Origin of the sequence: Streptomyces sp. V4I2 (assembly GCF_030817655.1) — a bacterium.
GTDB classification, from domain to species: domain Bacteria; phylum Actinomycetota; class Actinomycetes; order Streptomycetales; family Streptomycetaceae; genus Streptomyces; species Streptomyces plumbiresistens.
This window is the reverse complement of sequence record NZ_JAUSZM010000003.1, coordinates 10,187,653-10,199,851: the sequence shown is the minus strand read 5'-3', so window position 1 is coordinate 10,199,851 and position 12,199 is coordinate 10,187,653. Positions and strand designations below refer to the sequence as shown.

The following is a 12,199-nucleotide window of genomic DNA, read 5'->3' as shown; positions in this document are numbered from 1 at the left end:
CAGCCGGATCGCACCTGAACGGCTCGCCGCTTTCAGCGCCGACACCTGGGCCAGGGACGAGGCAATGCCGCCCGATGAGGAGATCACTCGTGTACGGCGGCTGATCCGGCGCGTCCGCACTGACCTTGACGACCTCTCCGACGAGGACCGAACACAGATCCAGCAAGCCGTCACAGTGATCTGCCGCAGCCGCCAGGTCGTCACCCTCGGCATGCCCCGTTGACTGAAGGCAGAGGTGCGGATTCCGGGCTCGGAGCGTCGGCCGATGTTGATCACCTCCAGCGGCGGATCACCACGCTGGAACAGCAGTTGTCGAACAAGCAGGGCGAACTCGACGAACGCACCGAAGAGCTCGAGGCGGCTCGTGCGGCCAATCGTGAGATGCCCCGGTCGCCGAGCCACCGCCCCGCTCGTTTGTGACTCCACATGGTGTCCGTCAACGATGCTGCAGGCAGACTGCCAAACACTATGTCAGGGCTCAGGGCTCAGGGCTCAGGGCGGCTGCAAGACGTGCAAGGGCCAAGGCACGGTTGAAGCCGCCGGAGTCGACGACTGCCAGGAGATACTCCAGCTCACGCATTTCCATCAGTCCTCCCCCAATGCATCACGACAGCGCCGGTCGCCGCGCGTCACGTCACGCGAATGCCCTCGCGGTCTTCGAGGGCGCTGATGGCCTGGCGGTGAGGCTGTGGGTGATGTGGCCTCGCATCAGCTGGGCGGCTTCCGCGGCGCGGCCGTCCACGATCAGGGAGACAAGTTGGTGGTGCTCCTGAAGGTCCCGGGTGCGGGGTTCGTCACCGGGCGGGAGTTCGAGGCCGAGGCGCCGGTAGCGGTCGGACTTGTCCCACAGGTCGTCCAGGAGACGGATGAGGACATCGTTGTGCGAGGCCCGGTACACCGCCTGGTGGAAGGCGCGGTGGGCCGTGAGTGCCTCTCCCCCCATTGGCAGGTGACGGGGAGGAGCTTGTCGACGGCGCGGCCTGCATCGTGGCGATGTCGTCGTCAGTCCGTCGCTGGGCGGCAAGTTCCGCGGCGGTCGGGTCCAGGGACAGGCGGACCTCGAACAGCTGGCGGGCCTCTTTCGAGTTCATGACGGAGACCCGGACGTCGCGGTGGGTGTCGACGTCGCGGTGAGTGTCGACGGTGACAAGTCCCTCGCTGCTGAGGCGGCGGATGGCCTCGCGCAGGGGCGTGATGGAAGAGTGCCAAAGAGGATCCGATCGCGGAGTTCTGCGTAGGCGAGGTCGCTCTTGCTGAAGAACAGGTTCTGTCCTGCCATAGCCCCCTGACCGTTCCTTTCTCCGCAGTGAAGATCACCAACTCTACGAAGGCGTCGTTCCGATCAGCTCCTCGATCCGCAACGCCTGGATCGACTCGCCCGCCAGTTCAAGGCCCTGGACGTGATCAGCCATGGCCGGGCCGGCTGGAACGCGGTGACCACCTCCGACCCCGCCGCCACGGCGAACTTCGGCGCGACGATCCCGCCGCGCGCGGAGAAGTACGAGCGTGCCCACGAGGTCATCCAGATCGTGCAGGGGCTGTGGGGCAGCTGAGAGAAGGACGCCTGGCTTCTTGATGTCGACGGCAAGCGGTTCGCCGACATGGACAAGATCCAGCCGGTCAACCTGCAGGGCAAGCACGCCGCCTCCTGCGGCCCGCTGCCCATCCCCCCGTCCGAGCAGGGCCAGCCAGTCATCTTCCAGGCGGGCGGCGGCAGTTACGGCCTGGAACTCGCGGGCCGTTACGCCGGCGGCGTCTACGCCAACCCGTACACCATCGAGGACGCCCGGGCCCAGCGCCAGGCCCTGCGGGACGCCGCCAAGCGCGCCGGACGCGATCCGGACGAGGTGAAGATGCTCGCCGGCTTCATACCGACCATCGCCCCCTCCCGCCAGGCCGCCCTTCAGCGGCGCCGTTTCCTGGACGAGGGCAGCCAGTGCGAGCCGGTCCGGGCCCTGAACCAGAACGGAGCCGCGCGCCGCTCGGTCTGGCCGGCCCGGTCGTCCAGCTTCCAGTCGAGGTAGCCCTTGGCCGCGCAAGGCGCGCCCCGGCCGGCGCCTCCCGCTTCGACCGCTGCCCCGAGGAGACCGACGCGACCGCGACCGATCTTGTGCGACCCGAGCGGCAGCAAATACTTGGCCAGCCACGCGAATACTTGGCCAGCCACATGTTTACTGGTACCTTGATTATGTGTCCAGCCACCTAACTGGGTGGTGACACGAAAGGAGTCGTCATGAAAGCCATCCTGTTCGACCGTTTCGGAGGCACGGAAGTGCTGCGTGAGGCCGACATCGAGGTCCCGCAGCCCGGCCCCGGGCAGGTCCGCGTCCGCGTCAAGGCGGCCGGGCTGAATGCGCTGGACGGCAAGATCCGCTCCGGGGCCATGGAGGCCGTGTTCCCCACGCCGCTGCCCGCCATCCCCGGTGGCGAGCTCGCCGGCGTGGTGGACGCCCTGGGTGAGGGCGTGCAGGACGTGCAGGTGGGCGATGAGGTGCTGGGCTGGTCGGACACCGGCTCGTACGCCCAGTACGCGCTGGCCACCACCGTGGCCCCCAAGCCCGCCGGCCTCGACTGGCAGCACGCGGCCGCGCTGCCCACGGCGGGCGCGACGGCCGAGCGGGTTCTTGACCTGCTCGGCGTCGTCGCCGGGGAGACCGTACTGATGCACGGCGCGGCCGGAGCGGTCGGCACCCTGGCGGTCCAGCTCGCCACGGCCCGCGGAGCACGTGTCATCGGCACCGCCGGCCCCGCCAACCAGGAATACCTCACCGCACTCGGCGCCACCGCGACCCTCTATGGCGAGGGCCTGGTGGAGCGCGTCCAGACGCTCGCCCCCGACGGTGTGGACGCGGTGTTCGACCTGGCCGGGAAGGGAGCCCTTGAGGACTCCATCACCCTGCGCGGCGGCACCGAACGCATCGTCACCATCGCCGACTTCAGCGCGTACCAGCTCGGCATCACCTTCTCCAGCAGTCCCCGGGAACGCTCCGCCGCCGACCTGGCCGCGCTGGCCCAGGACGCCGCGACCGGCAAGGTCGTCACCACCGTCACCGCCTACCCGCTCGCCCAGGCCGCCACGGCCCAGCAGGTCAGCGACGCCGGGCATGTCCGGGGCAAGCTCGTCCTCACCGTCGACTGATCACGCCCGCCACTCCTTCCGCCACGCCCCTGCCTTCCCAAGCCACCACATGTTCATCACCGCCCGAAGGATCATTCATGCTGAACTCCCTGTGGACATCGACCACCGTCGGTGACATGTCCCTCCAGCACCGCCTGGTCATGGCCCCCATGACCCGTGACCGCTCCACACCCGAAGGCGTACCGACCGAGCTGAACGCCGAGTACTACGCCCAGCGGGCCTCGCACGCACTCATCATCACCGAGGGAACCCAGCCCTCCACCGACGGCCAGGGCTACCTCCTCACCCCCGGCATCCACAATGACGAGCAGATCGCCGGGTGGCGCAAGGTCACCGACGCCGTGCACGCGGCCGACGGCCGGATCGTCATCCAGCTGATGCACACCGGACGCATCGCCCACCCCGACAACACTCCACACGGGCGCCAGCCGGTCGCCCCTTCGGCGATCCGGCCGGAAGGCGCGATGTTCACCGCGTCCGGGCCCCAGGAGATGCCGACACCCCGGGCTCTGTCGACGCAGGAGATCGCGGCGACCGTCGACGACTTCCGCCGCGCCGCGGCGGCTGCCGTCGTGGCGGGCGCCGACGGCGTGGAGATCCACGGCGCCAACGGCTACCTGGTGCACCAGTTCCTGTCCGACAACACCAACCAGCGCACCGACCACTACGGCGGCTCCCTCGACAACCGCATCCGCTTCGCCGTCGAGGTCGCCGCTGCCGTGGCCGGCGAGATCGGCGCCGACCGCACCGGCCTGCGTATCTCCCCCGGCAACCCCTTCAACGACATCGCCGAGTCCGACACCGCCGAGCTGTATCCGGCGCTTGTGCGCGCCCTCAGTCCGCTCGGTCTCGCCTACCTGCACGTGATGCACGCGGGCGACGACGCTCTGCTGGGCACCCTGCGCGCGCTGTGGCCGACCGCGCTGATCCTCAACCGGGCCGGCACCGACCTGCCCACCCGCGCCAAGGACATCGACCACGGCACGGCCGACCTTGTTTCCGTCGGCGCCCTCGCGCTCGCCAACCCGGACCTGGTCGAGCGGCTACGCTCTGACGCGCCGCTGAACACCCCCGACCCGGCGACCTTCTACGGCGGCGGAGTGGCCGGCTACACCGACTACCCCACCTACACCGTCTGAGGAACCGACCATGCCTGCCCCCACACCTAGCATCCCCTCTACGGCCGGCGAGGGACCGATGAGCTACGCGATCTACCAGCTCGCCCGCGCTCACCGCGCCCGCGCCGCCGCCATACTCCGCGAGATGGATCTGCATCTCGGCCAGGAACTGCTGCTGATGCACCTCTTCGACCGGGACGGCCAGACCCAGTCCGAGCTGCTCGAAAGCGTCGGCCTGGACCACTCCACCATCTCCAAGGCGCTACGCCGCATGCAGGACGCCGGCCTGCTCGTCCGCGAGCCGGCCGCACACGACCGGCGCGTCATGGTCGTCCACCTCACCGACAAAGGCCGTGCCATGCGCGAGCCCATCGCAGCCATGTGGCAGGCCCTGGAGGAGACCTCCACGCGGAACCTGTCGGCACAGCAGACAGAGTCCTTCATCCGCACCGCCTACGCCGTCGCCGACGCGATCAACAGCCGCGGCCTTCCGCGGGAAGAGTCCGAGTAACTCCCCTCGCCTTGCACCCCGGTTCCGGCCTGGAGTGCGAATCGTTTCCGGCGTTCCTGCGAAGTGGACAGTGTTGCAGCGCACTCGGCTCACGAAGGCCCGTGCTGAACGGAGCCCGACTCCCCGACTGTCGGAAGAAGCCCGGTGAGCCGAGCCGGCGGATGTGGCGGGGCCCCGCTCACCCCCGTACGTGAGGCAGAACGGGGGTGAGCGGCCTCAGCGTCAGGCCAAGGGCGAGCTGTCCCGGTGGAAGCAGGACGGAACTCGTCCGGGGAAGGGCAACGGCCCCGCGGGACAGCGAGCCCTTCCACCGTCGCCGGTCGGCTGTACATCGCGGACCGCCGCACCACCCGCCTCCGCTCCGGATCACCTCCGACCTCGGCAGGCCCCGAAGGCCGGCGGTGACTCGCGCCCCGCGCCGCGGATCCGCCCACCACAGACCCGCCCCCTGAGCGACCCGGGTCGACGGCGCCCACGTCCGGCCACCGCTTCCCCGCCCACCCAATCCCCCCACTCCTGACCTGATGGAAAGTGAGACCCCCCCATGACCACCACCCTCCCCGTCCTCGTCGTCGGCGCGACCGGCTCCCTCGGGGGCAAGGTCGTCGACGAACTGCTCAAGCGCGGCAAGAACGTCCGCGCCCTGGTCCGGCCGACCACCGACGCGAGCAAGCTGGAAAGCCGGGGTGTCGAGATCGCCCGCGGCGACATGCTCGACCTCGACTCCCTTGTCGCCGCCATGAACGGCGCCGACGCCGTCATCACCACCGCCGCCGGCTACACCCGCGGCGGCAAGAACGCCCACGACATCGACACCGTCGGCAACGCCAACCTCGCCGAGGCCGCCCACCGCACCGGCATCCGACGCTTCGTCCTGACCAGCATCCTCACCAGCGACCAGACACCCCACGTCCCGCACTTCTGGCACAAGAAGATCGCCGAGGACAAACTCGAACAGCTCGGCGTCCCCTTCGTCGCACTGCGCCCCGGGGCGTTTCTCGACCAGATCGCGACCATGGCGGGCGACCCGATCGACAAGGGCCGCCTGATCTGGATGAGCAAGGCCACCGTCCCGCTGACCTTCGTCCACACCTCCGACCTCGCGGCCTACCTGGCGGCCGCCGTCGACGCCGAGGCCGACAACGGTGAGCGCATCGACATCGGCTGGGACCGTCCCGTCAGCATGCGCGAGATGGCCGACCTGATGGGCAGCCGGGCCGGAAAGAAGATCAAGGTGTGGGCCGTCCCTTCGATGGTCACCCGCGCCGCAGGAGCCGTCGCCGGCCGCTTCATGCCCCTGGTCAAGGACATGGCCGCGATGTTCAGCTGGTTCGACACCGGCCGCTACGTCGCCGACCCCCGTCGCCAGGAACAGCTGTTCGGTCCCGTCCCCACGGCCGAAGAGGCCCTCGCCCGGTACACCGACGAGCTGACCAAGACACGGCACCGGTGACCGGCCCGCATCCCGATCCCGCCGCCCGGGCGGGGGCCAACCGATGAGTGCAGGGACCGCTGTGACAGATCGCCATACGTTCCTACCGCACCCGGAATGGGACCTGCCGGGCCGACTGCAGCCAGGCCACCCGAACCGGCGCTGAGCTGGATGAAGCCCTCTCGGCAAGCCTCGCACCACAGTCGCTCCCCAGAGAATCGAGCGCGACGCCCGCAGCCCGACCGAGCTCGTCCAGCTTCGATTGCTCGCCTGCTTCGGCCTGCGCAGTTCTGCATCCGCCAACTTGAAGCCGCAGGTCAAAGGGCTGGTGTGACCGGTTCTCGGCGTGCTCTGGCTGGTGGCGGGCGGCAGTCTACGGAGTAGATCGTCTGTCAGCGGTTGACTTCGAGGTTGGTCAGAACGAGCAGGGCGCGCAGGAGGCGGGGGGTGCAGGCAGGGTCGATGCGGAGATTGGTGAGGATCCGTCAGTTCTTGAGGTGAGCGAAGCCGTGTTCGACCGGTGCGCGTCCGGTTGAGATGGGGCGCTGGGACGAATTGGACTGTTCGGCGATCGAATGATCGCGAGTGGGCACCAGGGTGCCGTCCACGATGAGCACGGTGTCCTTGCGGAACCGCCGACGAGGCTGGAGCACGAGCCGGGGGCCGAGGTGGTCAAATGATGCGGTCGGCCGCGGACTCGACCGATTACGGGACGCGCTTACTCAACGGTAAAACGACAACAAGTCACTCGATACGGAACGCCGGCGTTCCCGGAGGTGGTGGCCGGGGCCGCGCAGTTGCCGGACGCGACGGCGCTGGTCGGAGTTATGTGACCTGTACGGGTGGCTCGGACGCGGGGTGTCTCGGCCCAGGGCTCCTGTCTCTCACCCACGGTGCAAAGTAGCCGCGCGAGGCGGCCGCTCACCCTGCTCGTGGGCCTCGCGCAGCCGCTCGCGCTCGTCGAGCGCCTCCGATTCCAGCGCGCAGCGGCTTCCGAGATCCGGTCCGCCTCGGGGCGGCCAGGATCAGCCGTCGACCGTGACCGGGACGGTGACGGTGACGGTGACCGGGAACAGCCGGGCCGCCATGCCGGATTCGCCCTCCAACCGCACGGGCCCGTTTGGAGTCGTGATCACCTGGCTGGGAAAGGATTGGACGGGGTGCTGTCGGGCTTGTAGCTTGCAGTTTGACTGTGACAGTGACACCGCCCGAGGAGGTGAGACCCATGAACGCTGTATCGATGTGGGTGCTCCCCCTTCCCGTCACGGTCGGGCGATTGACGTAGTTGTCGCCGGGAGTGCCTCGCCAACAAGGCACTCCCGAAAGGCAACACCTATGCCCTCTCCGCAGTTCACCGCCGAGCCGTCGTCGGACGACACGGTCGAGCGCGACTTCACTGCGGGCGACGTCCCCGGACTCCGGTCGTCGGCCTCCGGCCCCGATCGCGCGCCCCTCCTGTTCGACGTGATCATTGCCGGGTGCGGGCCGACTGGCGCGATGCTGGCCGCCGAACTGCGGCTGCACGGTGTGCGGGTACTCGTTCTGGAGAAGGAAACCGAGCCCGTGTCATTCGTCCGCATCGTCGGTCTGCATATTCGCAGTCTCGAGCTGATGGCCATGCGCGGACTGCTGGATCGCCTTCGCGAACACGGAAGGCAGCGTCCGGCCGGCGGATTCTTCGCCGCCATCAACAAACCCGCGCCCCAGGGCCTGGATTCCGCGCACGCCTACCTGCTGGGCATCCCGCAGCCGGTCATCGTTCACCTGCTCGAAGAACATGCCACCCAACTGGGTGCGCAGGTCCGGCGCGGTTGCGCGGTGGCCGCCTTCGAGCAGGACGACGAGGGGGTGACCGTCGAGCTCGCCGACGGCGAACAGCTGCGTTCGCGCTATCTCGTCGGCTGTGACGGCGGGCGCAGTACGGTGCGCAAACTGCTCGGCGTCGGCTTCCCCGGTGAGCCCTCGCGGACCGAGACGCTGATGGGCGAGATGGAAGTGGGTGTACCGCAGGAGGAGATTGCGGCCAAGGTGAGCGAAATCGGCGAGACCAATAAGCGATTCTGGCTCAGGCCGTTCGGCGGAGGGGCATATAGCGTCGTAGTCCCCGCCGCGGGAGTCAGCGATCGCGCGGAACCGCTCACCCTCGAGGATTTCAAACAACAGCTGCGCACCATCGCCGGAACCGACTTCGGCGTGCACTCCCCGCGCTGGTTGTCCCGCTTCGGGGATGCCACCCGGCTGGCCGAACGCTATCGGGTCGGGCGAGTGTTTCTGGCCGGCGATGCGGCACACATCCATCCACCCACCGGCGGACAGGGCCTCAACCTGGGCATTCAGGACGCATTCAACCTCGGCTGGAAACTGGCCGCACAAATCCGCGGCTGGGCGCCGAAACCCCTGCTGGACACCTACCAAGCCGAACGCCATCCGGTCGCCGAGGACGTGCTGGACAACACCCGCGCCCAGATGGAACTGCACTCCACCGAACCGGGCCCGCAGGCCGTGCGCAGGCTACTCACCGAACTGATGGACTTCGACGAGGTGAACCGCTATCTGATCGAGAAGATCACCGCGATCGGCATCCGCTACGACTTCGGCGAAGGCCCCGACCTGCTCGGCCGCCGCCTGCCCGACATCGAGGTGAGACGCGGCCACCTCTACGCTCTGCTGCATCGCGGCCGCGGCCTGCTGCTGGACCGCACCGAACGCCTGACCGTCGGCGGCTGGTCAGACCGGGTCGATTACCTCGGGGATCCCACTGCGGTACTGGATCTTCCGTGCGTCCTGCTACGCCCCGACGGCCACGTCGCCTGGATCGGCGACGATCAGCAGGAGCTGGACGACCACCTCTCCCGCTGGTTCGGCAAGCCGGCCAGCTGACTTTGCCTGAGCAACCGAAAGGGCTTTGAGGAATATCGAACGGCCAGTGGCGACTGCCCATCTGTTTCGGCTGTTCCTTATCCCGTTCACTCTCTGCCAGCGGTTCGCTTTGCTCTGACAGGACGTTTTACGGACGGGAGGTGGGCGACTTGGCCCTCATCGGGCTCGTGCGCGTCAGCACGGACGACGATCGCTGGAACTCACGTGCGCCTGTACCCGGGCGGCGCCGGTCGAGCGCAGACGGCGCCCAGGACGCCCAGGACGAGACAGGCCGGGTCGCCCGGGAGGGTCCGGGCGATCTGCAGAAGCTCCTGCGGGGCGAGGCACCGGTTCGCGCCGCGTGACCGTGCTGGTTCTCGTGCAGGTCGTGGCTGCCCATGGGTGCGGGTCAGGCACACGGCGGTGTCAGTGTCGGCTGCGTCCTCTGGGGACTTGCCGCCGACCAGGGACCACATAGTGCGCTCGGCGGCGAGTTCCCTGGGGAGGTCCAGGGCGGAGCCGACTCGACCAGCCTCGCCGGCCCGGCCCGGCCAGGCCAGGGCCCGGGCCGGCCAGGCCAGGCCGAGTGCGGCCCCATGACCGCCAAGCACCGCCGTTCCTGCGTCCCGTCGACAGGATCGCAGCCGAGCCTGAAGGCGCCGACAGTCACCTTGCCTACACGAACGACGCTGTGCCGCGCACGGCCGGGAAGACCACGTAATGGTCCACTACGTCGTAACGAGCTTCTTCCTGGTCGTCTTCGAGGCTGACATGTACGACGCCTCGCTGGCTTCACCAAGGTGTAATCGACCGCACCGCGCCGAAGCGCGAGAGGGACTCCATCACGAGTCGGGCCTTCCTGGTGGGCGAGACGACGTTGATCGGCAACGTGTCGGACGTGGCACCGCTGCGGATGGAGAAGCCCATCGGCGCCGCCAGCTCGGCGTGGACGACCTGGGCGGCACCCCTCAGAAGACGACCACGATCGCCGCCTCCCCCTCTGCCTCCTCTGCGCCGGTCTGCCAGGCCAGATGCGCTTCCAGTCCTGATCTTCACCCTGCTGCTGAATCGCGCTCATTTCTCGCGGGGCCACGGGGAGATCCGTAGTGTCGGTGTCCACTCCCCATGACGACACCCAACTGGGCACATCTCCACCCAGTTCGGGACGAAGCCCGGGCCGAGCACTTCACCGCCCTCGGTGTGCAGACGGGCCGTGCCCTTGACCAGAATCCCGCTCGGCGCCCAGGACGGCTCCACCTGCAGGTCGTCGACCACGAACGCGGCCTGCGGATTGGTTCGCAGATGCCGCACGTACAGGCGCTCCTGACCGCGATCGTCCAGCATGTTCGCGCCGATCCTGACGGCGCCGCGTTCGGCGTCGAACTGGTATCCGACGGCACCACATACGGCTTGCCGGTTGTACGCCGCCTACCGGGACGTGTTGCGCGTCCTGTTCTCGATGGCCCCGCTCGACGCCTCCGCGGTCGGTGGCGCGATCCAGCGGATGGAACAGGGCCGGGCCGACGGGCCGGCCCGGCCCTGCCAGGGGCCTGGCCGCCCAAGAGGCGCTGCGTCCGGACGCCACCGCCGACCAGGCCCCCGACCTGTTGTGGCTGCTGACGAGCTTCGACGGCTTCGACCTGCTGTACACCGGCCGTGGCCTGTCCGTGGAGGAGACCGCGACGGCACTGATCACGACCGCCGAGCGCAGCCTGTGCCGATGAGGTCCGAGCCCGATCATCGGGCACAGGCAGGGACGAAACACGCAGTACAGGGGCCCTACGAGGCGGCTACCGGGACCTGGTGATCCGGAACACCAGCCGGTCGGGATGCCGCTTGCGCCCCGGATGCCGGACCCGGCGCTCCACCTTCGCCAGCAGCGGCTCAAACACCGCCCACGGCTCGTCGTAGTGCAGCGCGACCACCGGAGACCGTATCGCCGTTACCCTTCATGGTGTCAACGGCGTCACATAGCGGGCGCCAAACCACTGGAGGCAACACCCCGTGCTGATTGCTCAGCGTCCGTCCTTGACCGAAGAGGTCGTCGACGAGTTCCGCTCCCGGTTCGTGATCGAGCCGCTGGAGCCGGGCTTCGGCTACACCCTCGGCAACTCCCTGCGTCGTACGCTCCTCTCCTCGATCCCGGGTGCGGCGGTCACGTCCATCCGCGTCGACGGCGTTCTGCACGAGTTCACCACCGTGCCGGGCGTCAAGGAGGACGTCACCGACCTGATCCTCAACATCAAGCAGCTGGTCGTCTCCTCGGAGCACGACGAGCCGGTCGTGATGTACCTGCGCAAGCAGGGTCCGGGTCTGGTCACCGCCGCCGACATCGCGCCCCCGGCCGGTGTCGAGGTGCACAACCCCGACCTCGTCCTCGCCACGCTCAACGGCAAGGGCAAGCTGGAGATGGAACTGACGGTCGAGCGTGGCCGCGGTTACGTCTCCGCCGTGCAGAACAAGCAGGTCGGTCAGGAGATCGGCCGTATCCCGGTCGACTCGATCTACTCGCCGGTTCTCAAGGTCACCTACAAGGTCGAGGCGACCCGTGTCGAGCAGCGCACCGACTTCGACAAGCTGATCGTCGACGTCGAGACCAAGCAGGCCATGCGTCCGCGTGACGCCATGGCGTCGGCCGGCAAGACCCTGGTCGAGCTGTTCGGTCTGGCCCGTGAGCTCAACATCGACGCCGAGGGCATCGACATGGGCCCGTCCCCCACGGACGCCGCCCTTGCCGCCGACCTGGTTCTGCCGATCGAGGACCTCGACCTCACCGTCCGTTCGTACAACTGCCTCAAGCGCGAGGGCGTCCACTCCGTGGGTGAGCTCGTGGCGCGTTCCGAGGCCGACCTGCTCGACATCCGCAACTTCGGTGCGAAGTCGATCGACGAGGTCAAGGCGAAGCTCGCCGGTATGGGCCTGGGCCTCAAGGACAGCCCGCCCGGATTCGATCCGACCGCCGCCGCACTCGGTGCGGACGACGACGTGGACGCGGGCTTCGTGGAGACCGAGCAATACTGAACACTGCGCTGCGCCGGTCTAGCGACACCTGAGCGGAGACAGGAGAACATCCACGCTGTTCCCTGCCCGCTGGGCGACGTCGGCCGGATCCGCGCCCACGCACAACCCGGGAGGAAGGC

Annotated in this window: 11 protein-coding genes and 3 pseudogenes; 9 read left to right on the top strand and 5 right to left on the bottom strand. The window is 68.5% G+C overall.

The window, feature by feature from the left end:
- The first annotated feature begins 64 nt into the window (after nucleotides 1-64).
- The gene (locus QFZ76_RS47650) at nucleotides 65-223 is read left to right on the top strand and encodes a hypothetical protein (RefSeq protein WP_307679546.1); all 159 of its coding nucleotides are present in this window, start codon (nucleotides 65-67) and stop codon (nucleotides 221-223) included.
- 411 nt (nucleotides 224-634) lie between these two features.
- Here QFZ76_RS47650 and QFZ76_RS47645 read toward each other — a convergent pair whose 3' ends face one another.
- Nucleotides 635-943, bottom strand: coding sequence for an FCD domain-containing protein (locus QFZ76_RS47645; protein WP_307679545.1), 309 nt, complete (start codon nucleotides 941-943; stop codon nucleotides 635-637).
- A 76-nt stretch (nucleotides 944-1,019) separates the two neighbouring features.
- A pseudogene (locus tag QFZ76_RS52055) lies at nucleotides 1,020-1,091 on the bottom strand (hypothetical protein); the annotation flags it as partial.
- 273 nt (nucleotides 1,092-1,364) lie between these two features.
- Here QFZ76_RS52055 and QFZ76_RS47640 point away from each other — a divergent pair.
- The 5 genes and pseudogenes from QFZ76_RS47640 (at nucleotide 1,365) to QFZ76_RS47620 (ending at nucleotide 6,221) form a co-directional block, all read left to right on the top strand.
- A pseudogene (locus tag QFZ76_RS47640) lies at nucleotides 1,365-2,024 on the top strand (LLM class flavin-dependent oxidoreductase).
- Nucleotides 2,025-2,233: 209 nt separating this feature from the next.
- Nucleotides 2,234-3,139, top strand: a complete 906-nt coding sequence (locus QFZ76_RS47635) for an NADP-dependent oxidoreductase (protein ID WP_307679544.1) — start codon at nucleotides 2,234-2,236, stop codon at nucleotides 3,137-3,139.
- Nucleotides 3,140-3,216: 77 nt separating this feature from the next.
- Complete coding sequence (locus QFZ76_RS47630; protein ID WP_307679543.1) at nucleotides 3,217-4,278, top strand: alkene reductase; 1,062 nt, start codon at nucleotides 3,217-3,219, stop codon at nucleotides 4,276-4,278.
- Between the two features lie 10 nt (nucleotides 4,279-4,288).
- Nucleotides 4,289-4,768, top strand: coding sequence for a MarR family winged helix-turn-helix transcriptional regulator (locus tag QFZ76_RS47625; protein WP_307679542.1), 480 nt, complete (start codon nucleotides 4,289-4,291; stop codon nucleotides 4,766-4,768).
- A gap of 544 nt (nucleotides 4,769-5,312) precedes the next feature.
- Nucleotides 5,313-6,221, top strand: a complete 909-nt coding sequence (locus tag QFZ76_RS47620) for an SDR family oxidoreductase (RefSeq protein WP_307679541.1) — start codon at nucleotides 5,313-5,315, stop codon at nucleotides 6,219-6,221.
- A gap of 530 nt (nucleotides 6,222-6,751) precedes the next feature.
- On the opposite strand, the pseudogene QFZ76_RS47615 reads toward QFZ76_RS47620, so the two are convergent.
- Nucleotides 6,752-6,899 (bottom strand): annotated as a pseudogene (locus tag QFZ76_RS47615) (IS5/IS1182 family transposase); the annotation flags it as partial.
- A 636-nt stretch (nucleotides 6,900-7,535) separates the two neighbouring features.
- Here QFZ76_RS47615 and rox point away from each other — a divergent pair.
- Nucleotides 7,536-9,080 carry a rifampin monooxygenase gene (gene rox / locus QFZ76_RS47610; protein WP_307679540.1) on the top strand — a complete coding sequence of 515 codons (1,545 nt, stop codon included), beginning with the start codon at nucleotides 7,536-7,538 and terminating at the stop codon, nucleotides 9,078-9,080.
- Nucleotides 9,081-10,133: 1,053 nt separating this feature from the next.
- Here the strand turns inward: rox and QFZ76_RS47605 are convergent.
- Nucleotides 10,134-10,403, bottom strand: a complete 270-nt coding sequence (locus tag QFZ76_RS47605; protein WP_307679539.1) for a hypothetical protein — start codon at nucleotides 10,401-10,403, stop codon at nucleotides 10,134-10,136.
- 143 nt (nucleotides 10,404-10,546) lie between these two features.
- On the opposite strand from QFZ76_RS47605, the gene QFZ76_RS47600 reads away from it, so the two are divergent.
- Nucleotides 10,547-10,783, top strand: coding sequence for a hypothetical protein (locus tag QFZ76_RS47600; RefSeq protein WP_307679538.1), 237 nt, complete (start codon nucleotides 10,547-10,549; stop codon nucleotides 10,781-10,783).
- Between the two features lie 66 nt (nucleotides 10,784-10,849).
- Here QFZ76_RS47600 and QFZ76_RS47595 read toward each other — a convergent pair whose 3' ends face one another.
- Nucleotides 10,850-10,984 (bottom strand): hypothetical protein, encoded by a 135-nt coding sequence (locus tag QFZ76_RS47595; RefSeq protein WP_307679537.1) that lies wholly within the window; start codon nucleotides 10,982-10,984, stop codon nucleotides 10,850-10,852.
- A gap of 79 nt (nucleotides 10,985-11,063) precedes the next feature.
- On the opposite strand from QFZ76_RS47595, the gene QFZ76_RS47590 reads away from it, so the two are divergent.
- The gene (locus QFZ76_RS47590; protein WP_307679536.1) at nucleotides 11,064-12,080 is read left to right on the top strand and encodes a DNA-directed RNA polymerase subunit alpha; all 1,017 of its coding nucleotides are present in this window, start codon (nucleotides 11,064-11,066) and stop codon (nucleotides 12,078-12,080) included.
- Nucleotides 12,081-12,199 lie beyond the last annotated feature (119 nt).